The organism is Niveispirillum sp. CC-CTL257 (genome assembly GCF_059489915.1).
Window position 1 is genome coordinate 1,160,603 of the sequence record NZ_JCAJXE010000001.1, and the last position, 23,573, is coordinate 1,184,175.

The following is a 23,573-nucleotide window of genomic DNA, read 5'->3' on the forward strand; positions in this document are numbered from 1 at the left end:
GATATATCCAGCCTTGCTATAATACATTTCTGGAATGTTGCTTGCTGTGATGAGGGGAGGCCATTTGAGCGTCAAAAGTTTTTATTTTTGCAATCATTGTTTTCTTGAAAGAACTTTCGGCATGCGATCATCCGCGATGGAAAAATATTCTTTCCTTTTTTGATTTTTAATGGACCGTAAATTTCAATTTAATTGTATAACTAAAGATATATTACATTTTGGCGTAAGGCTATTTTAGTATTTTTTGTCAAAAATTGAATCATGAACGCAATAATTGTTCAATATTTTACATAAAAATAACAAAATGTTACATATCGACCTTGGTATTGCAGCATTGCAACAGGTGTAAATCTCTTTGCACGTAGCACGTAAGCTATCCTTGTCGCAAAAATTTCGGCGTCGTTAACTGCTGGGAACCTGCGTGGCATCGGACAAGCCGTATGGAGTGGGCCATCGGTCGCCGCGCGGGGATAAAAATGGGGTAAGAGATGACAATTCAAAAGAAGTTGCCGGGACGCGCGGTTCGTGCGGCCCTTCTGACAGGCGTTGCGGCCACGATTGTTACTGGCTCCACCGCTATCGCGCAGAACGCGCCCGCTGGTGGATCGACGCTTCAGATTGAAGAAATCGTTGTGACGGGCTCGCGCATTCGCCGCCCGAACATTGATTCTGCCGTGCCGGTCACCACCGTTGGCGCTGAGAAGTTCCAGTCCACCGGCAATGTGTCGATCGGTGATGTGCTGAACGAACTGCCGGCTCTGCGTTCGACGTTCAGCACCGGCAACTCCACTCGTTTCATCGGCACCGCCGGCCTTAACCTTCTTGACCTTCGCGGCCTCGGGACCAGCCGCACGCTGGTGCTGCAGAACGGACGCCGCCATGTTGGCGCCTCCGAAGGCACCAACGACGTCGATACCAACATGATCCCGACGGACCTAATCGAACGGGTTGACGTCGTGACGGGCGGCACCTCGGCGATTTACGGTTCCGACGCCATCGCCGGTGTGGTCAACTTTGTCCTGAAGGATGATTTCGAAGGCTCAGTGATCCGCGCTCAGTATGGTTCGTCTGATAAGGGCGATGCCGACAGCTACTTCATCAGCGCCACCACGGGCGGAAATTTCGATGAAGGCCGTGGCAATGTCGCGTTGGCCGTCGAATATGCTGATCAGAACGAACTGAAGATGACCGACCGCAGCTGGGCGCGAAACCGCCGAGTGTGGGTCATTTCAGAACCGACGGCGGGCGAGCCGGGTGGCACCGACGGTATCCCGGACCGCAGCTTCATCAAGGACGCGCATTCTGTCCTGATCAGCGAGGGCGGCACTTACGCGCCTAGCTGCACCGCCGCCCTGACGGGTACGGCGCGTGACCTGCGCTGCAAGCCGGGTGGGAACATCGCCCGCGTCTATCGCTTCCGCCCCGATGGCACGCTGACCGAGGCTGACTACGGCACCACTGATTTCCGGCCGAACGCCAACACCACCGACGGCGGTGATGGTTCCACCCTGCGCCGTTACGGTCAGCTGCAGCCCGGTATTGAGCGTCTGGCCATCAACAGCATTGGTAAATACGAGGTTTCTCCGGCTTTCGTGCCGTTCTTCGAAGCCAAGTATGTCCGTACTGATGTCGTCCAGGAAAGCAGCCCTAGCTTCGATCAGGGTACGCTGATCGTTGGTCTGGACAATCCGTTCCTGTCTACGCAGGCCCGCACGCTGCTGAACCAGATCATCCCGGGGACGTCGCCGTCGCGTACCTTCTCCGTGAACCGCAACAACCTTGACTTCGGTTCCCGCGCCGAAGAGATCACGCGTGAAACCTATCGCGCTGTGGTCGGCACCAAGGGCGAGTTCAATGATGACTGGTCTTACGAAGTTTCGCTGAACTATGGCGATTACAAGAAGAAGCAGCTGTCGGGCGGCAACCGCGTTGAGCAGCGTTTCTACTTCGCTACCGACGCTGTCCGCGACAGCACGGGTAAGATCGTCTGCCGCGTGACCGCCGACCCGTCGGCCCGTGAGGCGCTGTCTCCCAGCCTGGAGAAGTACTTGGCCGCCGACGTGGCTGGTTGCGTCCCGCTGAACCCGTTTGGCGAAGGCGCTCCCAGCAAGGAAGCCATTGATTACGTGATGACCACGTCGCGCGCGGACGGCAAGCAGTCGCAGTTCGTGGCCTCGGGCTTTATTTCGGGTGACAGCTCCGATCTGTTCGAGCTGCCGGCCGGCCCGATCGGCTTCGCCGCTGGTGCGGAATATCGTCGTCAGACCTCTTACGAGGAATATGACGAGCTGGTCCGCGCTGAGGGCACGTTCCTGAACGCCATTCCGATCTTCGATCCGCCGGCGTTCGAGGTGAAGGAAGCTTATGCGGAAGTGAACGTTCCGCTGATCAAGGATACGCCGTTCTTCGAGGAACTGACGGCCCAGGGCGCTTTCCGTGTCGCCGACTACAAGGGCGCTACCGGTACGGTTTACGCCTGGAACGCTGGTGGTGTCTGGTCTCCGCATGACTGGGTCCGGTTCCGTGGTAACTACTCCGTGGCCGTCCGCGCCCCGGACCAGTCGGAACTCTACTCCGCCCAGTCCCAGAACTTTGCCTCGCTCAATGACCCCTGCGACGTGAATTTCATTTCGTCCGGTAACCCGAACCGCATCGCAAACTGCGCTGCGGCCGGTATCCCGACCGGTTTCATCAACGCGCTGGCTCGCCAGCAGACAGCTGAAATCCTGTCGGGCGGTAACCCGCTGCTGACCGAGGAAAAGTCGAAGTCCACCACCCTGGGCTTTGTGCTGACCCCGACCGATCTGATTGATGGCCTCTCGGTCACTGTCGACTATTTCAAGATCGACGTGGACAATGTCATCGCGTCGGTGTCGGCGCAGCAGATTGTCAATCTCTGCTACGACAGCGCGTCGCTGGACAATGCCTTCTGCGCTCTGATTCAGCGCCGCCCGGCGGGCAGCACCGATCCGCGCACGGGTGAAAGCAACGCCTTCTTCTTTGTGCCGCAGGGTATCCTGCAGTCGTCGCTGAACTTCGCCCGTCGTACCTCCAAGGGTATCGACGCCGAGGTAAATTATACGACGGACATTGGCGATCTGGGCACCCTGGATATGCGTGGCATCACCACCTATATCAAGGAGCGCAACAACTACCCGAACGTCCAGGATCCGAAGTTCATCGACCAGATCCTGCTGGAACTTGGTGACCCGAAGTGGGCGGCTCAGTTCTCGGCTGACTTCAAGACCGGCAAGTGGAAGTTCGGCTATGAAATGAGCTACATCGGCAAGATGGCCATTTCCCCGGCCATTGAGGCGATCCGCTCCGTTCAGGGTCGTCCGCCGGAAAACGCGGACTATGCGTCGGCTGAATTCTATCCCGAAGTGTTCTACCACGACATCCGCGTGGGCTATGACCTGACGGAAGAAATCAACCTGTATGCCGGCATCGATAACCTGACCGACAAAATCCCGCCCTATGACGGCACGGGTGTCGGCGCGGGTTCGTCGATTTATGATAATAAGGGTCGCTTCATTTACGCCGGTGGCACCTACAAGTTCTAATCAACCCCGGTTGATTGGATGATGAGCCCGCCCCTGCAAGGGGGCGGGCCTTTTATTTGTGGCGAGTGCCATCCGCCCAAAAGAAAACCCCGATCCCAGCCTCACGCCAGGATCGGGGTTTTTGTTTTCCCGTCGCTGATCTAGCGGCGGGGAAGGGCGCTTACTTCTCGTCGTCCTTGGCGGGCTCTGTCTTGGCCAGGACGGTGGTGATGGTGGAGCGCAGGACGCGGACGCGGACATTTTCCGCGATTTCCACCGTGGCTTCGTCATCGGCGACCTTGACGATGGTGCCGACGATCCCGCCGCCGGTCACGACCTTGTCACCCCGGCGCAGCGCCTCCAGCATGGTCTTGTGCTCTTTCAGCTTCTTCTGCTGCGGACGGATCAGCAAGAAATAGAAGACCACGAAAATCAGCACCAGCGGGGCCAGCGACATCAGGGATTCCATACCGCCAGCCGGCGCACCGGCGGCGGCCTGGGCATAGGCCGTGGAAATGAACATCAACTGCTCCTCAAATTCTTCAAAGCCCGGCGACGCCGGATGCGGGGACTATACAAGCCAGCGGCACCGTTGCAACCGAAACCGGCCTTCTGCCATGCGGCAAGCGGGCTTCGGCGCGGCACAGGCACCGTGATAGCGTGCGGGCACCACATCTGGCCCCGCGTGCCGCCGCGCGCAAGGGGCGCCACCGCATTTTCGAGCGACCGACCGACATGGCCGACCCGGATATCCTGCCCCTTCTGTCCCGCATCGCCGACGCCCTGGATCGTCTGGCCCCGCCGGCCCGCGCCACCGGCGACCTGTCCGCCGCCGACGCCTTTGTCTGGCATGCCGACAGCCTGTCCCTGACGCCCGTGTCCCGTGTCGCCTATGTCGATTACGACCTGCTGAAAGGCATCGACCGGCAGAAGGCGCAGTTGCTGGAGAATACGGCCCGCTTCGCGCGCGGCCTGCCGGCCAATAACGCCCTGCTCTGGGGGGCGCGCGGCATGGGCAAAAGCTCCATCGTCAAGGCCGTGCATGCCCGCGTGAACCGGGACGCGCCGGGGTCCCTGGCGCTGGTGGAAATTCACCGCGATGATATCCCGACCCTGGGCAAGCTGCTGGAGGTGCTGCGCGGGTCCGATCGCCGCTGCATCCTGTTCTGCGACGACCTTTCCTTCAGCCATGATGATGGCGATTACAAATCGCTGAAGGCCCTGCTGGAGGGCGGGATTGAGGGGCGGCCCGACAATGTCGTGCTCTACGCCACCTCCAACCGCCGTCACCTGATGCCACGCGATATGATCGAGAATGAGCGGTCAACCGCCATCAACCCGTCAGAGGCGGTGGAGGAAAAGATCAGCCTGTCCGACCGTTTCGGCCTCTGGCTAGGCTTCCATGCCTGCGACCAGGACAGCTATTTCGCCATGGTCGAAGGCTATGCCGCTGCCCATGGCCTGGACCTGAGTGTAGAACAACTGCGCGCCGCTGCCGTCGAATGGTCCGTCACGCGCGGCAACCGCTCGGGCCGCGTCGCCTGGCAACTGATCCAGGACCTGGCCGGCGCTGCGGGCCGGAAGCTGGTTTGAACAGGGCCGGGGCTCTTACCGCTCCATCAACTCCGGCCGTGCATCTTCATCCATCTGTCCCGGCCGGCGTTCACCCCGGCGTTTCACCTCCATGTCGCTGCTGGACACGGCCAGCGACATGGCAAAGCCGGTATCGGGGCAGGGGTTGGGGGCATAGCCACGGGCCAGCGCCTTGTCATCCTTGCCATAATCCAGGCGTGCGCCGGCATAGGTGCCGCTGACCCCGCCCATGGCGACGCCGGCTTCCACCGTCTTGCGCACCCGGCACTTGGCTTCCTGCTCCGCCTGCTGCGCCTCTGCCACCGGCACGCCCTGGCTGTAATCGGGTACGGCGCGGGCCGTGGGGCCGCCGCCCACCGGCTGCGGTGCCGGCTTCTTCTCCAGCAGGGTGAAGGTATTCACAGGTGCCGTCGCCGGGGCCGCCTGTTCCTCCGCCGTCGCGGAAAGGGCGATGATCGACAGGACCAGGCCGGTCAGAAACAGGGTGCGCATGGGGCCCTCCAGGGTGCTGATACCCTTTATACGGCTGAACATGGTTCACCCTGTCTCTGTTTGCAAGCTTACACCTTGGCTTTTTTCACCACACTGGTCTTGGCCGCCGGTTTCTTCGCTGCCGCTGTTGCCGTCTTCGCCGCCGGCTTCTTGGCCGACGCCGCCTTGGGTGCGGCGGCTTTCTTGGCCGGTGCCTTCTTCGGCTTCTCCTCGGCCTCGCCCTCCGGTGCCGCACCCTTCTTGGCGCTGTCCTTGGCCGCCTTGGCAGCCAGCAACTCCACCGCCTGCTCCAGCGTCAGCGTATCGGCGTTGTAGGCCTTGGTGATGCTGGCAAACAGCTTGTTATGTTTCACATAAGGCCCGAACCGGCCCGACCCGATGGAGATCGGCTTGCCATCCTTGGGATGGTTGCCCAGTTCGCGCCCCGCCACCGCCTTCTTCACCGGCCCATCGCCCAGCAGGACGACGGCCCGGTTCAACCCGATGGTCAGCACGTCATCATCCGGCGGAATGTTCTTATAGGCATCGCCATGCTTCAGATACGGCCCAAACCGCCCGATGCCGGCCTGGATTTCCTGCCCCGATGACGGATGCGTACCCAGCGAACGCGGCAGCGACAACAACGCCAGTGCCGTGTTCAGGTCCACATCCTGCGGGTTCAGGCCACGGGGCAGGGAGACGCGTTTTGGCTTTTCCCCCTTAGCCACGGCCTCGCCCAGCTGGACATAGACGCCATAGGGCCCGCGCTTCATCACGACATTCTGGTTCGTCTCGGGATCGCGCCCCAGATCGCGGTCGGCATCCGCCTCCGCCTCTTCCCCGGCCACGGCCAGGGGGCGGGTATAGCGGCAGTCCGGATAGTTGGAACAGCCGATGAAGGCACCCGTCTTGCCCAATTTCAGCGACAGCCGCCCGGCGCCGCAGGTGGGGCAGACGCGCACATCGATCTTGTGCCCCTCGGCATCGAACCGGTCGGGGAAGAAATGCGGCCCCAGCGCCTCATCCAGGGCGTTCAGCACCTGGGTGATGGTCAGGTCCTTGGTCTCGTCGATGGCGGCGTGGAAATGCTTCCAGAACTCGCGCAGCACATCCTTCCAGAAGATGCGCCCACCGGAGATATCGTCCAGCTTCTCTTCCAGCGCCGCCGTGAAATCATACTGGACATAGCGGTTGAAGAAATTCTCCAGGAAGCTGGTGACCAGCCGGCCACGATCCTCCGGTTCAAACCGCCGCTTCTCCAGCCGCACATAATTGCGCTCCTGCAAAACCTGCAGGGTGGAGGCATAGGTGGAGGGACGGCCGATGCCCAGCTCCTCCATCTTCTTCACCAAGCTCGCCTCGGTGTATCGCGGCGGCGGCTGGGTGAAATGCTGATCGGATTTCAGGGCGCCGCGCGTCAGGTCGTCGCCATCCTTCATGGGCGGCAGACGGCGGTTCTCCTCATCCTCGCCATCATCATCCTTATCTTCCTGATAGACCTTCAGGAAGCCGTCGAAGCGGATAATGGAACCGGTGGCGCGGAACACGGCCTCCGCACCCTTGGACATGATGTCGACGGTCACCTGATCCATGATGGCGCTGGCCATCTGGCTGGCCACCGTGCGCTTCCAGATCAGCTCGTACAGCCGCAACTCATCCTTATCCAGATAGCGCGACAGCTGGTCCGGCCGCTTGAACAGGTCGGTCGGGCGGATGGCCTCGTGCGCTTCCTGGGCGTTCTTGGCAGCGGTCTTATAGATACGGGGCTTTTCCGGGACGTAATTATCGCCCCAGGTCTGGTCGATCAACCGGCGCGACCCCTCGATGGCCTCCTGGCTGAGCGACACGCCATCGGTACGCATATAGGTGATGAGGCCGACCGTCTCCCCACCGATATCCACGCCCTCATACAGCTTCTGGGCCGTGCGCATGGTCTTGACAGCACCAAAGCCCAGCTTGCGGCTGGCTTCCTGCTGCAAGGTGGAGGTGGTGAAGGGCGCATAGGGGTTGCGCTTCACCTCCTTGCGCTCCACCCGACCGACCTTGAACAGCATGGGGCGGATGCGGGCCAGGGCGGCCTCGGCACCTGCCTTGTTGTTCAGGCTGAATTTCTCCAGCCGCTTGCCGTCCAGCTGCGTCAGGCGGGCGGTGAAGGTGGAACCGTCGTGGGTTTTGAACTCCGCCTCGATGGTCCAGTATTCCTGCGGCTTGAACGCCTCGATCTCGGCCTCGCGCTCACAGATCAGGCGCAGGGCCACCGACTGCACGCGCCCTGCCGATTTCGATCCCGGCAGCTTGCGCCACAGAACAGGCGACAGGTTGAAACCCACCAGATAATCCAGCGCACGGCGCGCCAGATAGGCCTGCACCAGTTCCTGGTCCACATCGCGCGGCTTGCCGATGGCGTCCAGAACCGCACTCTTGGTGATCTCATTAAAGGTGATGCGGCGGATCTCTGCCTTGCCGGCCAGCCGCTTTTCCTTCAGCAGCTCATGCACATGCCAGGCGATGGCTTCCCCTTCGCGATCCGGGTCAGTTGCCAGGAAGACGCGGTTTGCACCCTTTACGGCGCGGGCGATTTCATCGACATGGCGCTTGGACCGGTCACCCAGCTCCCAATCCATCTCGAAATCCTCTTCGGGGCGCACCGACCCATCCTTGGGCGGAAGGTCGCGCACATGCCCGAAGCTGGCCAGGACCGTGAAGTCCGACCCCAGATATTTGTTGATGGTCTTGGCCTTGGCCGGGGATTCGACGATGACGACACTGCCAGCCACTGAAGGACCCGCCTTTGCAAGAACGATGGACGACCGGACGGCAGAACAGGGTCAGATCAGACTGACCTGTCCACCGGGGTGACGTTGCAGCCGCCCCGCCAGCTCCAATTCCAGCAGGACAGTCAACACCACTCCGGCAGACAATTGGCAGCCGCGAACCACTTCGTCAATGAGAACCGGGGTAGGGGACAGGCACTCCACCACCTGACGGCGCGCTTTTTCCAGTTCCGCCTCGTCCTCGCGGGCAGGATTGGTGGGCCGGAACAGCCCGCCCGACGGCTCGCCCAGGGGCCGGCGCAGCGCCCCTTGCAGGTGGCTGATCACATCATCGGCATTCTCAACCAGCCCCGCCCCCTCCTTGATCAGGCGGTTACAGCCCTGGGCGCGCGGGTCCAGGGGCGATCCCGGTACGGCGAATACTTCCCGCCCCTGTTCCCCAGCAAAGCGGGCCGTGATCAGCGATCCTGATTTCACCGCCGCTTCCACCACCACCACACCCAGCGACAGGCCGGAGATCAGGCGGTTGCGCCGGGGGAAATGCCGGGCCTGCGGCTCCGTCCCCAGGGGTGATTCGGCCAGCACCGCCCCGCGTTGCGCGATGTCACGGTAAAGACCCTCATTCTCCGGCGGATAGATGATATCCACCCCACCGGCCACCACGGCCACTGTCCCGCCGCCATTGACCCCACCGGCCAGGGCACCTTGATGGGCCGATGTATCAATGCCGCGCGCCAGTCCCGAAACGACAGTGAACCCCGCCTCGGCCAGATCACGGCCCAGCTTATCCGCCATCTTGCGGCCAACAATGCTGGCATTGCGGGCACCCACAATCCCCACACAGGGCCGCGACAGCAGCGCCGGGAATCCCAGCAGCGTCAACACCGGCGGCGCGTCATCCAGAACCGCCAGCGGCCCCGGATACTCCGCCTCGCCGCGAAACAGCCACCGCCCGCCCATCCGCTCCAGCGCCACCGCCTCCCGCTCCACCTCCGCCTTGCCCGGCACGCGCAAGGGTGCCGTCCGTCCGCCGCGCTTCGCCAGTTCCGGCAGGGCGGTCAGGGCAGCGGTCGCCGTCCCGAACCGCTCCATCAGCCGCAGAAACGTCACCGGCCCGACATTCTCCGCCCGGATCAGGCGGACACGGTCGATACGCTCGGCATGGGAAAGGGGAGTGATTGAGGATTGCATGCAGATATGCTTCTGCAATTGAATGCTAGTGTCAACGGTGATGCGATGAACGCTGGCTGGTTTTATCGGATGGTTCAGCGATCATGCCGAGCAGTGGTAAAAATAGGGCCTGTCGGATCGATCATCAGGTGTGCGCGCTCACATCCTGTCGTACAGGAAAATTGTTACCCGATCCCGAGAACGGTCGCACAGCAAACAGCCCATGGTCCTTGGGTCCATCATCAAAATGGCTCTACTTTGGGTGAGACTTTCGTGTTACCAGCTATCCAACGTAAGTAATGCGGGAAATAAGATGTGAAGAACGCTGCCACTTTTGTCCTTTCTGTACTGCTGATGTCATCAACAACTGTTCGGGCCGATACTCTGTCCACGCCGGTTCTGGAGACCCGCGCCGGTGCCAGCAGCGCGTTGAACGATTATAATTTCAATATATCAGCCGATGGCAGGACCTTGGTCTTTGCCCGATCCAAGGCGAATTTCGGAGAAGCGCGCATCATGATTGCGGACCGGGATCGCGATGGTAATTGGGCGGCTGCGATGCCCATATCGTTCAGTGACGAGCGCTACAAAGACAGCGATCCGTGGCTGACGCCAGACGGCAACACGCTGTATTTCGTTTCCAACCGCCCCACCTCTGCCCGTCCTGATAAGAAGGATACCGATATCTGGCGTGCCCGACGCAAGGATGGCGTCTGGCAGGCGCCCGAACATCTTGGCGATGCGGTGAATGGCCCGTCCGTGGAGTTGGGACCGGAAGTCCATGGGGATCGGATTTACTTCAACTCTAATAGAGGCGGGAACCTGGATATTTACGCGGCCCCCATCGGCATCGATGGCAGCGTCGGTACGGCGGAGCTGCTACCGGCCCCCATCAACAGTCCGGCGCAGGAGGGTGACTTTACCTTGACGTCGGACGGCCAGGTTGCGCTGTTCTGGTCACTGCGGGATGGGAATGGCAAACTTTATGCTTTACGTCGCGTTGGCGACGGCTGGGGGCCTGCTGTCGTCCTTCCTGATACGATCAACAAGGGCGATTTCCAATTTACACCCCAAATCATGATGGACAGAACCGGCCCATCCCTTGCCTTTGCAAGCACGGCGGAACGGTCGGGTCAGGATAAGGGCATGGCCGATATCTATACGGTTCCGCTGGCGACCGTTCTGCAGGCATTGCCGCAGCGGTGATGGCGCGCCGTTCGTCTCCCTGACCGACCAGCATGCGCCAAACGGCCCTGCCTCCGCCCTGGCGCTGGGCTGGCCTGCGCCGTTGGCCGAAGCCGGGGGCGAAGGCGACACTGTCGCGCACGCCTTCTTGTGGCATAAGGGGGCCAAACACGCCCCTGGAACCCGGCCCCATGATCCGCTTCGAAAATATCAGCAAACATAATGGTCACCGCATTCTTTTCCTGGAATCGTCCGCCGCGTTGAACCGGGGGGAGAAGGTGGGGCTGGTCGGTCCCAACGGGGCCGGCAAGACCACCCTGTTCCGCATGATCACAGGCGAGGAACAGCCGGATACGGGCCAAGTGTCGGTGGAGAAGCAGGTCTCCATTGGTTACTTCAACCAGGATGTGGGCGAAATGGCGGGCCGCAGTGCCGTCCAGGAAGTGATGGACGGTGCCGGCCCGATCAGCGAGATCGCCAAGGAACTGGCAAGCCTGGAAGAAGCCATGGCCGACCCCGATCAGGCCGACCAGATGGACGCCATCATTGAGCGCTACGGCGAGGTCCAGGCCCGTTTTGACGAGCTGGGCGGCTATGAGCTGGAGGGCCGCGCGCGCGAGGTGCTGGCCGGCCTCAGCTTCAGCCAGGAAATGATGGACAAGGATGTCGGTGCCTTGTCGGGCGGCTGGAAGATGCGCGTGGCGCTGGGCCGCATCCTGTTGATGAAGCCCGATGCCATGCTGCTGGACGAGCCCAGCAACCACCTGGACATTGAAAGCCTGATCTGGCTGGAAGGTTTCCTGAAGGATTATGAGGGCGCGCTGCTGATGACCTCTCACGACCGGGAATTCATGAACCGGATCGTCAACAAGATCATCGAAATCGACGGCGGCTCGCTGAACTCCTATTCCGGCGACTACACCTTCTATGAACAGCAGCGCGCCCTGAACGAGAAGCAGCAGCAGGCGCAGTTTGAGCGTCAGCAGGCCATGCTGGCCAAGGAGATCAAGTTCATTGAGCGGTTCAAGGCCCGCGCCTCCCACGCCAGTCAGGTGCAAAGCCGCGTCAAGAAGCTGGACAAGATCGAACGGGTCGAGCCGCCGAAGCGCCGTCAGATCGTAGCCTTCGACTTCCCGCCCGCCCCCCGCTCGGGCGATGATGTCGCCGTCCTGCGCAATGTCCACAAGGGCTATGGCAGTCGTACCATCTATCAGGGCTTTGACTTCACCATCCGCCGCAAGGAACGCTGGTGTGTGATGGGCGTCAATGGTGCTGGTAAATCAACCCTGCTGAAGCTGATCGCCGGCGCTGACCGGCCCGATAGCGGGACCGTCAATATCGGGGCCAGCGTCAAGATGGGCTATTTCTCCCAGCACGCCATGGAACTGCTGGACGGCGAACAGACCGTGTTCGAGGCGTTGGAAAGCGCCTTCCCGCAGGCGGGCCAGGGGTCGCTGCGGGCGCTGGCCGGCTGCTTCGGCTTTTCCGGTGATGATGTGGAAAAACGCTGCCGCGTTCTGTCAGGCGGTGAAAAGGCGCGGCTGGTGATGGCGATCATGCTGTACAACCCGCCGAATTTCCTGGTCCTGGACGAACCGACCAACCATCTGGATCTTGACACCAAGCAGATGCTGATCACGGCGCTCGCCGCCTATGAAGGCACGATGCTGTTCGTCTCGCACGACCGGCATTTCCTGGCGACGCTGTCCAACCGCGTGCTGGAACTGACGCCAGATGGCATCCATCAATATGGCGGCGGCTATACCGAATATGTGGCGCGCACCGGACAGGAAGCGCCGGGTTTGCGCAGCTGATCCCGCGTGGCGGCGTTGCACCCCCGTGACGCCGCCGCCCGTCGGCGCTATGCTGCCCCCATGACCTATCACGGCCCATGCCCCAAGGAAGTGATGCTGTTGCTCTGCGCCCGGATTGGGTTCAACCCGCCGGCCTGACGGTTCCCGCCTGCGCGCCCGTCATCTGCATCACTATTGCTGGGGAAGGTTACCCATGTCCGCCGTTGATACTGACGCCTTGAAGCGCCTGTCGGGTGCCCATCACTGGCACCCCTTTACCGACCATCAGGAATTGGCCGCATTGGGTGGTCCCCGCATCATCACCCATGCCGATGGCGTGTGGCTGACCGACAGCAGCGGGGCGCGCATCCTGGATGCCATGGCCGGGCTGTGGTGTGTCAATGTCGGCTATGGGCGGCGGGAACTGGCCGATGCGGCGTACCGGCAACTGACCGATCTCAGCTTCTATCACGGCTTCTTCAAGACCACGACGGAGCCGACGGTGCGGCTGTCGGCCAAGCTGGCGGAACTGACGCCACCGGGCCTGTCGCGCGCCTTCTTCGCCAATTCCGGATCAGAGGCGAACGACACAATCGTGCGCATGGCCCGCCATTACTGGGCCTTGAAGGGCAAGCCGGAAAAGCGGGTCTTTATCGGGCGCGAACATGGCTATCACGGCACCACCATGGCCGCGACCTCGCTGAACGGCATGAAGGTGATGCATGAACAGGGCGGCCTGCCGCTGCCCGGCTTCGCCCATGTCATGGCCCCGTACCCGTTTGAGGGCCAAGGGGAGATGTGTGGGGAGGCGTTTGGCCGGCTGGCGGCCCGCGCCGTGGAAGAGAAAATCCTCGCCATCGGCCCCGAAAACGTCGCTGCCTTCATCGGCGAGCCGGTACAGGGGGCGGGCGGCGTGATCATCCCGCCCGACAGCTACTGGCCGGAGATTAACCGCATCTGCAAGGAACACGACATCCTGCTGATCGCGGATGAGGTGATCTGCGGCTTTGGCCGGCTGGGCCACTGGTTCGGGTCACAGCGGTACGGCATCCGCCCGGATTTCATGACCCTGGCCAAGGGCATCACCTCGGGCTACATCCCGCTTTCCGCCGTCATGGTGGGCGACCGCGTGGCAGAGACCCTGATCCATGAGGGCGGGGAGTTCTACCATGGCTTCACCTATTCCGGTCATCCCGTCGCTTGCGCTGTCGCCCTGGCCAATCTGGAGGTGATTGAGCGGGAAGGGCTGGTGGACCGGGCACGCAGCGAGATCGGACCGTACCTTCGCGAAAAGCTGGAAGAGGTTCTGGACGGTCACCCCATCGTGGGTGAAATCCGTTCCGAAGGCATGATCGGCGCCATTGAGGTCGTGAAGGACCGCCGGACGCGGGAGCGGTTCCCCGGCGGTGGCAAGGTCGGCCTGATGGCGCGCGACCATTGCTTCCACAATAACCTGATCATGCGCGGCATCCGCGACAGCCTCGTTTATGCCCCCGCCCTGACCATGACCAAGGGGGAGGCGGATGAGGTGGCGCGGCTGGCCAAGCTGGCGCTTGACCTCACGGCCCGGGATTTGGGCGTGATGTAAGAAGGGGTGGGGGCGGTCAAATCCGCCCCCGATCACCCGACCTTACTTCTTCGCCGGGGCAATGTTCGGCAAATCTTCCGACAGGATGGTCATGTTGAACGCATAGGACACGTCGCCATCATCCTCGTCGCGGTAGAGGGTGCCGATGAACTCCTCCCCGATGGTCACTTCAACGGGCTGGCCCTTCTTGGCCGGCGGGTTCACGGTGATCTTGTCGTTGCCGAAATTCTTGCGCAGATAGGTCTGAAGCCGCGCGATCTCGTTGGGGGTCATGTCCATCTGCCCTTTCTTGTGGCTCTTAGGGTTCAAAGAAAAGCCAGGGGCGCCGCTCCCGCCGGAACGGCGCCCCTGCTGTCGATCCGGCCAGCGGTCAGGATAGCCTGATCGCTGGCAAAGACCAGTCGGGAAATCAGCCCGCGTTCGCCATGGCGATGACGGTGTCGCCCATGCGGTTGGAGAAGCCCCATTCATTGTCGTACCAGGTCAGGATACGCACGAAGTTGCCTTCCATGACCTTGGTCTCGTTCAGCGCGAAGATCGAGCTGTGCGCGTCATGGTTGAAGTCGGTGGACACCAGCGGCTCGGCATAGGCACCCAGGATGCCCTTCAGCGGGCCGGACGCTGCGGCGTCCTTGATCAGCTGGTTGACCTCTTCGACCGTGGTGTTGCGCTTGGCCACGAACTTGAAATCGACGACCGACACGTTCGGGGTGGGCACGCGCAGCGAGGTGCCGTCCAGCTTGCCCTTCAGTTCCGGCAGAACCTTGCCCACGGCCTTGGCGGCACCGGTCGAGGTTGGGATGATGTTCAGGGCAGCGGCACGGGCGCGGTGCAGATCCTTGTGGAACGTGTCCACGGTGTTCTGGTCGCCGGTGTAGCTGTGGATGGTGGTCATGAAACCATGGGCGATGCCGATGCCATTGTTCAGCACATAGGCGACCGGGGCCAGGCAGTTGGTGGTGCAGGAAGCGTTCGACACGATCTTATGCTCGGCCGTCAGCTTCTGATGGTTGACACCATAGACGACCGTCAGGTCTTCGTCGGTGGCGGGTGCAGAGATCAGCACCTTCTTGGCGCCGGCGGTCAGGTGCTTGGACGCGGCTTCGCGGCTGGTGAAAATGCCGGAGCATTCCAGCGCGATATCAACCCCCAGCTCGCCCCAGGGCAGCTGGGCCGGGTCGCGCTGCTGCACGGAACGGATCGTGTGGCCATTGACGACCAGATTGCCATCGACAACCTCGACCGTGCCGGGGAAGCGGCCATGGACGCTGTCATATTTCAGCAGGTGGGCATTGGAATTGGCGTCGGCCAGATCGTTGATGGCGACGACCTCGATATCCTTGCGGCCGCTTTCGATGAGCGCGCGCAGAACCAGACGGCCGATACGCCCGAACCCGTTGATCGCAACTTTGACAGCCATGCTTTCCTCCGATTGAACGACGCCCGCGCCGGCTCTGGCGCGGGGGCCGATGGGCCGTGGGACGACCCAGGTTCCCTTGCCCGAATTAACCCTTGAACCCCCCGCATACAAGGGCGCAACCGTCCCTTCCGCCATGCGTGAAGCGCACGGGTTGCAGCTTAGTTTTTTTGCGGGAAGCACGCAATTCAGGTAACGGCGTTACCGGCATGACTCTTTCGGGGCAGGGTTTGTGCGGGGGTGGGGCAGGAGGGGCCGTAGCAATCCATTTTGCTCCCGTTTCATTCTTCAACGGGTGGCAAGACGCCCAAATGCTGGGAGATGTCGCGGCCACCATACAGGATGCCAAGGATTGTGACTTCGTTGCCTTCTACCTTGAACAGGATGTTTGTCCAACGACCATGACCGACAACCCTGATGCCCTCTCTTGCAAGCCGACCACGCTGCGGGAAGGTGTCCAGGTTCAAGCATGTCCGCCGAATGGCCTTCAAGAAATTCTCTGCGCGCTGCTCGCCAGAACGTTCAGCAACGTAATCTTCGATCTCGGATAAATTTCTTCTCGCATTTCTGGAAAATATGACGCGGAATTTCATTGTGCTTTTGCCGCGCGCCGGTTGCGGCGATGGATTTCCAATTCCTGATCGAACTCCTCAAGGGTCAGCAACTGGCTGGGATCCCGCCTGATCTCTTCCAACAACGGAATGCCGACCTTTTCGATCCAGCGGTCGATTTCCGGATTCTCATCATGTGGCCGAAACATATCCAGCGCCGCTGAAACAGAGGCAGCATTGGATGGATAGGCCCCGGACGCCACCAACTCGTCCAGCAAAGCCGCATCCTCTTCCGGCAGTTCCAGGACCACTCTGCGTGTAGCGCCCATCAAATTTCACTCCATTTCAGTCGAACCGAAAGATAACTCAGCTAGGTTCAAACGTCACCTCCGCACCGGAGCAGGATGGCCGGGGAGATCTTCAATGATCGTCGCTGAGTCGGATCCTATTCCATATGAAAACAGTGGTTGGGTTTCATCAAAGATTTTGGAATGAATATGCCTCATAAATTTTTCGCCATCGTAAATAGCCCTTTGTGCAAATTTAATGTTACTTATTTTCGTCTGTCAATCGGCCTTCAAAAAACCTCCATACATATCATAATGCAAACCGCTTGATTCAATTTCTTTTTCTTCTTTAATGGGATGCGTCTTTCCATGGGCAACCATGTTGCGAAATTTAAAAATCTCCCTGATCGTACTGAGTGGTGTCTTTCCAGGGTCCAGTTTATCAATATTGGCTATATCGCAAATGAGAGAAAATTTATCCAACGGTGATAGAGATTTTTCCACTTGTTCCCATGAGTTCAGTATCTCTCTTCCAGCGTGATTCAAGTACGCCTCAAGGGCAAACGCCGTGAGTATGATGCTCGAAAGGTAGTGATGCGATGCCCCGTTCTGATCGCGCCGTCCGCATTCAAGCATAAATTCACTGGAGGTCCACAGGTGCGCATAAGTCCGCACATCCATCTCACGTTGAATTCTAATCCGCACCCCCTGTGCCTGCTTATTCTGCATTTCATCCTGCTGCTCGACAAAACAAAACATTGCCACGATACACCCAGGTGCCGTCCGCGTCACACCCGTTCAACATGGAACGGGCGCGCTTTCGCCGACGCCGGGCATGCCGATCCCCACTTGCCAGCGGTGCCAAATGGGCCTTTGCTGGTGGCGCGTCGCCCGAGGCACGAGGTTTGTGAATGTCCCTGCTGATCTATGGTCATCCCCTGTCCCCGTTGACCCAGAAGGTCCTGATCGCGCTCTACGAGAATGCGACGCCATTTGAATTTCATCAGAATCCGGTGCCGTTTGAATTTGCGGGCCTGCCGGCCCGGATGCCGGACGGCATGGCCCCATGGCTCCACGGTTGGCCCCTGCGCAAATTCCCGCTGCTGGCCGAGGGCAAGATCCACATCGTTGAAACCGGCCTGATCATCGAATATCTGCAATTCGCCCATCCCGGTCCTGTCCGACTGCTGCCGGACGGCATGATCCCCGTGCTGGAAACACGGCTGATGGACGGCTATTTCGAACAGCATGTGCTGGGCGTGGTGCAGCAGGCGGTGGACAGCGTGTTGAACGATGACCCGGCGGCGCGCGCCACCGGGCTGGCGGCGGCGTCCGAAGCCTTGGACAGCACCTATGTCTGGCTGGAACGGGAACTGGCGGGCCGGCAATGGGCGGCGGGCAGCATCTTCACCATGGCCGACTGCGCCGCCGCCCCGGCCCTGTGCTTTGCCAACTGGATACGTCCCATTCCAGATGAAATGACCACCCTGCGCGCCTATCACGCCCGCCTGATGGCGCGCCCTTCCATCGCCCGCGTCATGGAGCAGGCGCTGCCCTACCGGCATCTATTCCCGGTCCACGCGTCAAGGTCGGCTTGAAATGCAAAACGGCGCCGGATCATTCCGGCGCCGTTTGCATCATTTCTGACCAACTTGTTTACAGCCGTTCCTTGGCCGCCTTCACGATGGCATCCGCCGTGATGCCGAAATGCTGGTACAGTTCCTGGTAGGGCGCGCTTTCGCCGAAGCCGGGCATGCCGATGAACACACCCTTTTCGCCCAACCAGCGATCCCAGCCGAAGCGGACCATGGCTTCCACACCGATGCGCAGCCCATCGCCCAGCACGGCCTTCTGATAGGCCTCGGGCTGTTCGGCGAACAGTTCCCAGGACGGCATGGAGACCAGGGCCGTCGGGATGCCTTCCGCCTCCAGCTTTTCACGGGCGTTGAAGGCGATCTCCACCTCCGACCCCGTGGCCAGCAAGGTGACCTTGCGGGGGCCCGACGCCTCACGCAGGACATAGGCACCCTTGGCCGACAGGTTCTCGTCCGTGTGGTCCACACGCATGGTTTGCAGGTTCTGACGGGTCAGGGCCAGGACCGACGGCCGCGTCTTGGCATCCAGCGCGATTTCCCAGGCTTCCGCCGCTTCCACGGCGTCGGCGGGGCGCAGGACCAGCAGGTTGGGGATTGAGCGCAGGGCCGGAATATGTTCCACGGGCTGGTGCGTCGGGCCGTCTTCACCCAGGCCGATACTGTCATGGGTCATGACATGGATGACCCGCTGCTTCATCAAGGCACCCAGGCGGATGGCCGGGCGGCTATAGTCGGAGAAGGCCAGGAAGGTGCCGGAATAGGGGATGATGCCGCCATGCAGGGCCATGCCGTTCATGATGGCGGCCATGCCATGCTCACGCACGCCATAATGGACGTAACGGCCATCCCAGCTGTTCTTCTGCACGGCCTTGGACAGGGCCTTGACGCGGGTATTGTTGGACCCGGTCAGATCGGCGGAACCGCCCATCATTTCCGGCATCAGCGGGACGATGACGTCCAGCGTATTGCCCGACGACTGGCGGGTGGCGATCTTCGGCTTGGTCTCCGACACGGCCTTCTTATGGGCATGCAGGGCGGCCCGCGCCTCATCCGACAGGTTGCCGGCGATGGCGGCCTTGAAGGCCAGACGGTTGGGCGACCGGGCCAGACGCTTGACCCAGGCATCGACCGCCACATGGCCCCGGTCGCCGAAATGGCGCCAGGCGTGCAGGATGGCCTCGGGGATCTCAAACGGCGCATGCGGCCAGTTCAGGGCTTTGCGCGCGCCCTCGATCTCGGCGGCACCCAGGGGGCTGCCATGGCTACCGGCGGTGTTGGCCTTGGTCGGCGCGCCATAGCCGATGGTGGTGCGGCATGCGATCAGCGACGGCTTGTCCGTCAGCTTGGCTGCCGCAATGGCCTTGGCAACCGCGACCGGGTCATGGCCGTCAACGGCGGACACGTCCCAGTTATAGGCGGCATAGCGGGCCTTCACATCCTCGGTGAAGGACAGGTCGGTGGAACCGTCGATGCTGATGCGGTTGTCATCCCACAGAACGATCAGCTTGGACAGGCCCAGATGACCCGCCAGCGAGCAGGCTTCGTGGCTGATACCTTCCTGCAGGTCGCCGTCGCCGGCGATGACATAGGTCGTGTGATCGACCAGATCGTCGCCAAAGCGGGCATTCAGGATGCGCTCGGCCATGGCGAAGCCAACAGCGGTGGAGATGCCCTGGCCCAGCGGGCCGGTGGTCATCTCGATGCCGCGCGCCATGCCGAATTCGGGGTGGCCGGCGGTCTTGGCCCCCATCTGGCGGAAGCGCTTGATCTCGTCCAGCGTGATGTCTTCATACCCGGTCAGGTACATCAGGCTGTATTGCAGCATGGAGCCGTGACCGGCGGACAGGATGAACCGGTCGCGGTCGGCCCAGTCGGGGCGCTTGGGATCGAACTTCAGGAACTGCGTGAACAGGACGGTCGCGACGTCGGCCATGCCCATCGGCATGCCGGGATGCCCGGACTTGGCGGCTTCCACCGCGTCCATGGACAGGGCGCGGATGGCGTTGGCGAGATCGGCGTGGGACACGCCAGCGGTCAGATCGGACGACATTGCGCGAAGGGCCTTTCATGCGGGGCGCCGGCCTTTGGGTCTGGCCGGACATTGCTCTAATGAAGCGCTGTACCGTGACACAGACGGGTCGCACCCACCGTCCCGGTCCGACGGCCAATACCCCCCGAATGGTGGCGGCAAATTGGCCAAAAGCGTCGGGGGGGTCAAGCGACAGCCAAGCATGGCGGATGCCCGGCCATGGGGGTGGTCCAAAAGGCGGTTTCCAGCGTTTTTCGCGGTGCGAATGTTGACGTGGGGGGAGGGCGGCCCCTAAGGTCTGTCGTCTGTGCCTTGAACGGTGCCGACATTCGTCCACCCGCCCTGAATGAGCCCCGCCTTGGACAGCCTCACCGCCGCGCTGGAGCGCCTGGATAAGTCCATCGGCCTGCTGGACCGCGCCTTGACGCGCCGGCTGGAACGGCTGGATGCCGGGGCCGGGACGGCGGGCTGGCTGGCGGAAAAGCTGCGGCTGGAGGCGGAACTGGCGGCGGCACGTCACGGCGAACGTCAGGCACAGGAACAAGCCCGCGTCATGAAGGTTCGCCTTGACGGGGCGATTTCACGCCTGCAGGGCGTGCTTGAGGAAGGTTAATCATGCGTCGCGTCGATTTCACCCTGAATGGCCGTAACCACTCGCTGAATTGCGAGGATGGGCAGGAAAAGCGCCTGCTGGAACTGGCGGCCTATGTCGATGCCCGCATGCAGGAACTGACGGGTGGTGCGGCGGGGCACGAGGTACAGAATCTCATCGCCACCTGCATCGTGCTGGCGGATGAGTTGATGGAGGCAAGGGCGGAGTCGAAGGCGCTTCGTGCCGGCCACAGCCCGGCCCCGATCGTGCATCAGCCGGCTCCCGCGACATCCCCCGCGGATGAGGCAAAAGTGGTCGCCGCTGTCGATACGCTGGCAAAACGCATCGAAGACATTGCAGCGCGGCTTGAACGCGCCTAAGTTATGGACAGGAAGTTGGCTGCCTGGCGCGTCAGGTCGCTTTATCCCCGGGGCCGATAATCATTCCTCGAGGGGGCTGTCCCTACCGGTGCCGTGGTGCCGGCATATGGCTCCCACCTGTTTGCACAGGTCACGAGGGATAGCAAATACCAACGGCCAAGGCGGCCATCTTCCGCTTTTCCCCGCCACTGAACTTGGTTGACCAATGACCGACCTGGACGTCGATCTGATCGCCCAGGCCAAGCAGGCCGCCCGCATCCAGGCGCGCGAAGCCCGTGCCCGCGCCCATGTGGCATCTGGTTCCGCTGCGGCGGCTGCCATCGTCCCCCATCTGCTGTCGCTGCTGCCGGGCCTGCGCCCCGGTCCCCTGACCATCGCGGGCTATCATCCCAAGGGGGATGAGGTCGATGTGCTGCCCGCCCTGTCGGCCCTTTCCGCCGCCGGCCATGCGACCGCCTTGCCCGTGGTGACGGGCCGCGCCTGGCCGCTGGTCTTCCGGCTGTGGCGGCCCGGCCATCCGCTGGTGCCCGGCGCTTTCCGCGTCATGGAACCGATGGGTGATGCCCCGCTGGTACAGCCCGACATCGTGCTGGTGCCGCTGCTGGCCTTTGATCAGGCGGGATACCGTCTGGGCTATGGCGGCGGCTTCTATGACCGCACGCTGGAGGTGTTGCGCGCCGAGGCCCCGACCCTGGCTGTGGGCATCGGCTATGCGGGGCAGGGGGTGGATAAGCTGCCCATCGACGCCTACGATCAAAAGCTTGACTGGATCGTGACGGAACAGGGCGCCTCGCGTCCCACGTGAATAATTCGGGGTATCAGATGCGGTTGCTTTTCCTGGGCGATATTGTGGGGCGCAGCGGGCGGGAGGGCGTGTTGCGCCACCTGCCTGACCTGAAGGCCAAGCTGAAGCCCGATTTTATCGTCGTGAACGGGGAAAACGCCGCCGGTGGCTTCGGCATCACCGAAAAGATCGCACAGGAACTGTTCGACGCTGGCGTAGATTGCGTGACCCTGGGCAACCATGCCTGGGATCAGAAGGAATTGCTGGGCCAGATCGGCCGCCTGCCGCAACTGGTGCGCCCCATCAATTACCCGGAAGGCACACCAGGCCGTGGCTTCACCATCCTGCCGGCCAAGAATGGGCGGCATAAGGTGATGGTGATCAATGCCATGGGCCGCGTCTTCATGGACCCGCTGGACGACCCGTTCCCGCCCGTGGAGAAGGTGCTGAACATCCACCGCCTTGGCGGGGCGCGCATGGGTCCGGCGGGCGTGGACGCCATCATCATGGACATGCATGCCGAGGCCAGCAGCGAAAAGATGATCATGGGCCATGTCCTGGATGGCCGCGTCAGTCTGGTGGTCGGCACCCATTGCCATGTCCCCACCGCCGACCTTCAGATCCTGAATGGCGGCACCGCCTATCAGACCGATGCCGGCATGTGCGGTGACTATGACACCGTCATCGGCATGAAGAAGGACGCCGCCATCCACAAGATGCTGCGCAAGACACCCGGCGAACGCTATTCGCCGGGTGAAAATGACGCGACGGTCAGCGTCTGCGGCGTCTTTGTTGAAACCGACGACCGCACCGGCCTTGCCAAGCGGGCCGAACCCGTGCGGATTGGCGGGCGGCTGGGGCAAAGCCTGCCTGCGGTCAGTTGATATCGTCCTGGGGCGTCTGCGTCTCCGGGGCGTCCTGCAACGTCAGGACAAGGCGGTTTCGCATATCGACCGCCTGCCGCAGGTGGCCGAAATGCTTGTCCAGCAGGGCGGCAAACCGGCCATTCTGTTGCAGGATGATCAGCCCCCGTTCAAGGGCGGGTGCCAGAGCGGCAGCCGCTGGCGATAGATAGAACTGCTGATCGCGCGCATATTGCAGCACAAGCCGTTTCTCGATCGCCAAATTCGGACGTTCGCGCGCTTCCGCCACGATTTCTGTGATGCCGCGCGGGATGTAATCCACATTACGGTTGCCGGCCTCCAGCATGGCATAAAGCAGGCGCCAATCCGCTTTCGGTGCCATGGCCGGCAGCCCGTTGACGGCCCATATGGCGCGATCGACCCAATCGCGTCCCATGCCGGCAAACATGCCCAGCTTGCGCAGGTCCTCCAGTGACCGCACCGTGTCGAACCGCTGCTGATCTTCCGGCCGGATCAGCAGCACGCGCTGGCCGATCAAACCGCCGGTCAGGGGGACCGGGACGGGCACGAACTGTTGGTCCCGCGTCTCGCTGCGCACCATCCACAGGATCGTGATGTCACCACGGGTCAGCATGCGCGACAGGCGCAGCTTGGTCGGTCCCTCCGCAACCTGCACCGCGACCGTCACGCCCGCCGCATCAAAGGCCGCGACCAGCAATTCATGATAGAAGACATGATTGCCGCTGGGCGTAACCGGCAGACGCAGCACCACCGGATCGGCGCGCCCGGCGCAGGTCCAGAACAGAATGGCCCACAGGCCCAGCAGCAGACGGCTCAATGTCACGATGTGAACAGCCTCGCCATGGCCCACAAGGGGGCGCAATGACCGGAATCATACGCCCTCAGGTGGTGAACACGGAAGGCCCATTCGCCATGCCCGCCGGCAATCCCGTTCCGGT

At 61.8% G+C, this 23,573-nt stretch carries 21 protein-coding genes and 1 other RNA gene; 11 read left to right on the forward strand and 11 right to left on the reverse strand.

Annotation, left to right across the window (positions count from 1 at the left end; genetic code table 11):
• Nucleotides 1-488: 488 nt before the first annotated feature.
• Nucleotides 489-3,563 (forward strand): TonB-dependent receptor domain-containing protein, encoded by a 3,075-nt coding sequence (locus ABC729_RS05575; RefSeq protein ID WP_495606652.1) that lies wholly within the window; start codon nucleotides 489-491, stop codon nucleotides 3,561-3,563.
• 160 nt (nucleotides 3,564-3,723) lie between these two features.
• On the opposite strand, the gene yajC is transcribed toward ABC729_RS05575, so the two are convergent.
• Nucleotides 3,724-4,065 carry a preprotein translocase subunit YajC gene (yajC, locus tag ABC729_RS05580; RefSeq protein WP_495606653.1) on the reverse strand — a complete coding sequence of 114 codons (342 nt, stop codon included), beginning with the start codon at nucleotides 4,063-4,065 and terminating at the stop codon, nucleotides 3,724-3,726.
• Nucleotides 4,066-4,277: 212 nt separating this feature from the next.
• On the opposite strand from yajC, the gene ABC729_RS05585 reads away from it, so the two are divergent.
• Complete coding sequence (locus ABC729_RS05585) at nucleotides 4,278-5,135, forward strand: ATP-binding protein (protein ID WP_495608645.1); 858 nt, start codon at nucleotides 4,278-4,280, stop codon at nucleotides 5,133-5,135.
• Between the two features lie 15 nt (nucleotides 5,136-5,150).
• Here the strand turns inward: ABC729_RS05585 and ABC729_RS05590 are convergent, their stop codons facing one another.
• The 3 genes from ABC729_RS05590 to dprA form a co-directional block, all read right to left on the reverse strand.
• The gene (locus ABC729_RS05590) at nucleotides 5,151-5,627 is read right to left on the reverse strand and encodes a hypothetical protein (protein ID WP_495606654.1); all 477 of its coding nucleotides are present in this window, start codon (nucleotides 5,625-5,627) and stop codon (nucleotides 5,151-5,153) included.
• 68 nt (nucleotides 5,628-5,695) lie between these two features.
• Nucleotides 5,696-8,383, reverse strand: coding sequence for a type I DNA topoisomerase (gene topA / locus ABC729_RS05595; protein WP_495606655.1), 2,688 nt, complete (start codon nucleotides 8,381-8,383; stop codon nucleotides 5,696-5,698).
• Between the two features lie 51 nt (nucleotides 8,384-8,434).
• Nucleotides 8,435-9,571, reverse strand: coding sequence for a DNA-processing protein DprA (gene dprA / locus ABC729_RS05600; RefSeq protein WP_495606656.1), 1,137 nt, complete (start codon nucleotides 9,569-9,571; stop codon nucleotides 8,435-8,437).
• Between the two features lie 333 nt (nucleotides 9,572-9,904).
• Between dprA and ABC729_RS05605 the strand changes: the two genes are divergently transcribed.
• From ABC729_RS05605 to ABC729_RS05615, 3 genes are all read left to right on the forward strand, one after another.
• Nucleotides 9,905-10,756, forward strand: coding sequence for a TolB family protein (locus tag ABC729_RS05605; protein ID WP_495606657.1), 852 nt, complete (start codon nucleotides 9,905-9,907; stop codon nucleotides 10,754-10,756).
• A 170-nt stretch (nucleotides 10,757-10,926) separates the two neighbouring features.
• On the forward strand, nucleotides 10,927-12,549 hold the full coding sequence (locus ABC729_RS05610; RefSeq protein WP_495606658.1) for an ABC-F family ATP-binding cassette domain-containing protein: 1,623 nt from the start codon (nucleotides 10,927-10,929) through the stop codon (nucleotides 12,547-12,549).
• Nucleotides 12,550-12,742: 193 nt separating this feature from the next.
• Nucleotides 12,743-14,116: an aspartate aminotransferase family protein gene (locus ABC729_RS05615; protein WP_495606659.1), complete on the forward strand. Its 1,374-nt coding sequence runs from the start codon at nucleotides 12,743-12,745 to the stop codon at nucleotides 14,114-14,116.
• Nucleotides 14,117-14,158: 42 nt separating this feature from the next.
• On the opposite strand, the gene ABC729_RS05620 is transcribed toward ABC729_RS05615, so the two are convergent.
• The 5 genes from ABC729_RS05620 to ABC729_RS05640 form a co-directional block, all read right to left on the reverse strand.
• A complete protein-coding gene (locus ABC729_RS05620; protein ID WP_054169668.1) occupies nucleotides 14,159-14,395 on the reverse strand; it encodes a DUF3126 family protein in 237 nt (78 codons plus the stop codon).
• 130 nt (nucleotides 14,396-14,525) lie between these two features.
• Entirely contained in the window at nucleotides 14,526-15,536 is a 1,011-nt protein-coding gene (gene gap / locus ABC729_RS05625) for a type I glyceraldehyde-3-phosphate dehydrogenase (protein ID WP_495606660.1), read from the reverse strand.
• Between the two features lie 278 nt (nucleotides 15,537-15,814).
• Entirely contained in the window at nucleotides 15,815-16,126 is a 312-nt protein-coding gene (locus ABC729_RS05630) for a type II toxin-antitoxin system RelE/ParE family toxin (RefSeq protein WP_495606661.1), read from the reverse strand.
• Nucleotides 16,123-16,395, reverse strand: coding sequence for a hypothetical protein (locus ABC729_RS05635; RefSeq protein ID WP_495606662.1), 273 nt, complete (start codon nucleotides 16,393-16,395; stop codon nucleotides 16,123-16,125). Before ABC729_RS05635 ends, ABC729_RS05630 begins: the two co-directional genes overlap by 4 nt.
• Nucleotides 16,396-16,650: 255 nt before the next feature.
• Entirely contained in the window at nucleotides 16,651-17,136 is a 486-nt protein-coding gene (locus tag ABC729_RS05640) for a hypothetical protein (protein ID WP_495606663.1), read from the reverse strand.
• 146 nt (nucleotides 17,137-17,282) lie between these two features.
• Between ABC729_RS05640 and ABC729_RS05645 the strand changes: the two genes are divergently transcribed.
• Nucleotides 17,283-17,969 (forward strand): glutathione S-transferase family protein, encoded by a 687-nt coding sequence (locus tag ABC729_RS05645; protein ID WP_495606664.1) that lies wholly within the window; start codon nucleotides 17,283-17,285, stop codon nucleotides 17,967-17,969.
• A 58-nt stretch (nucleotides 17,970-18,027) separates the two neighbouring features.
• Here the strand turns inward: ABC729_RS05645 and tkt are convergent, their stop codons facing one another.
• Nucleotides 18,028-20,016, reverse strand: a complete 1,989-nt coding sequence (gene tkt / locus ABC729_RS05650; protein ID WP_495606665.1) for a transketolase — start codon at nucleotides 20,014-20,016, stop codon at nucleotides 18,028-18,030.
• A gap of 337 nt (nucleotides 20,017-20,353) precedes the next feature.
• Here tkt and ABC729_RS05655 point away from each other — a divergent pair, with 337 nt between their 5' ends.
• The 5 genes from ABC729_RS05655 (at nucleotide 20,354) to ABC729_RS05675 (ending at nucleotide 22,635) form a co-directional block, all read left to right on the forward strand.
• On the forward strand, nucleotides 20,354-20,608 hold the full coding sequence (locus ABC729_RS05655) for a hypothetical protein (RefSeq protein WP_495606666.1): 255 nt from the start codon (nucleotides 20,354-20,356) through the stop codon (nucleotides 20,606-20,608).
• Between the two features lie 2 nt (nucleotides 20,609-20,610).
• A complete protein-coding gene (locus ABC729_RS05660) occupies nucleotides 20,611-20,967 on the forward strand; it encodes a cell division protein ZapA (protein WP_495606667.1) in 357 nt (118 codons plus the stop codon).
• A gap of 13 nt (nucleotides 20,968-20,980) precedes the next feature.
• Nucleotides 20,981-21,139, forward strand: a non-coding RNA gene (gene ssrS / locus ABC729_RS05665) — 6S RNA.
• Nucleotides 21,140-21,172: 33 nt separating this feature from the next.
• Complete coding sequence (locus ABC729_RS05670; protein ID WP_495606668.1) at nucleotides 21,173-21,772, forward strand: 5-formyltetrahydrofolate cyclo-ligase; 600 nt, start codon at nucleotides 21,173-21,175, stop codon at nucleotides 21,770-21,772.
• Between the two features lie 17 nt (nucleotides 21,773-21,789).
• On the forward strand, nucleotides 21,790-22,635 hold the full coding sequence (locus ABC729_RS05675) for a TIGR00282 family metallophosphoesterase (protein WP_495606669.1): 846 nt from the start codon (nucleotides 21,790-21,792) through the stop codon (nucleotides 22,633-22,635).
• Here the strand turns inward: ABC729_RS05675 and ABC729_RS05680 are convergent.
• Nucleotides 22,628-23,458, reverse strand: coding sequence for a hypothetical protein (locus ABC729_RS05680; RefSeq protein ID WP_495606670.1), 831 nt, complete (start codon nucleotides 23,456-23,458; stop codon nucleotides 22,628-22,630). The genes ABC729_RS05675 and ABC729_RS05680 overlap by 8 nt on opposite strands.
• Nucleotides 23,459-23,573 lie beyond the last annotated feature (115 nt).